The following is an 808-nucleotide window of genomic DNA, read 5'->3' on the forward strand; positions in this document are numbered from 1 at the left end:
GGCCGACCTGCTGGCCGGGCTGGGCCGCGGCGAGGAGGCCGAACGCCTGCTGGACGGGCTGCTCGAGCGGGCCGAGTCCGGGGGCGGGGGCCCGGAGGAGCGGGCGCGGCTGCTGCGGATGCGGGGCCAGGTCAAGCACCTCAGCCACGACTACAAGGGGGTGCTCGAGCTGTGGCGGCAACACCCCGAGATCGGGCTCTCGCCGGTGCTGGTGGCCCGGGCCCTGGTGCAGTTGCGCCGCCTGGAAGACGCCCAGGACTTCATCGCCCGGGCGCTGGGGGAGGGCGGGCTCGAGCCCTTCGACCGCGCCCAGTTGCTCTACATCCAGGCCTTCATCCCCCACTTCGCCGCCGACTACGAGGCGGCCGAGGCCCACTTCAGCGCCTTTCTGGGCACCCTCGAGCAGCTCGACGACGGCTCACCCCGCTACCACGACCTCTGGGGCGGCATCTACCAGCTACGGGCCTACGCCCGCAACGCGCTTGCCAACCCGCGCGGGGCCGCCGAGGACATCCGTGCCGCCCTGCGCATCGCCGCCGAGCAGGGCAACGGCGGGGCCTACGCCTTCCGCCAGAGCGAGCTGGGGCTGTACCTGCTCGAGTGCGGCGAGTTCGCCCAGGCCGAGGAGGTGCTGCTGGAGAGCCGGGGGGTGCTCGAGCGGCTGGGGCAGCGCATCTACCTGGCCCGCCTGGAGATGATCACCGCCCGGCTCTACCTCGAGTGGGCCCTTCCGCACGGCCCCGCGCTGGCCCTGCGCCACGCCCGCGCGGGGGTGGAGCACGCCCGGCAGGCCGGGCTGCCGCCCGCT

1 protein-coding gene is annotated in these 808 nt (G+C 74.6%); it reads left to right on the forward strand.

Going from position 1 to position 808, the window contains the following annotated elements:
* On the forward strand, positions 1-808 hold an 808-nt coding region (locus MEICH_RS29300; protein WP_036218484.1), incomplete at both ends, for a hypothetical protein.

The organism is Calidithermus chliarophilus DSM 9957, from assembly GCF_000430045.1.
Classification (GTDB): Bacteria; Deinococcota; Deinococci; order Deinococcales; family Thermaceae; genus Calidithermus; species Calidithermus chliarophilus.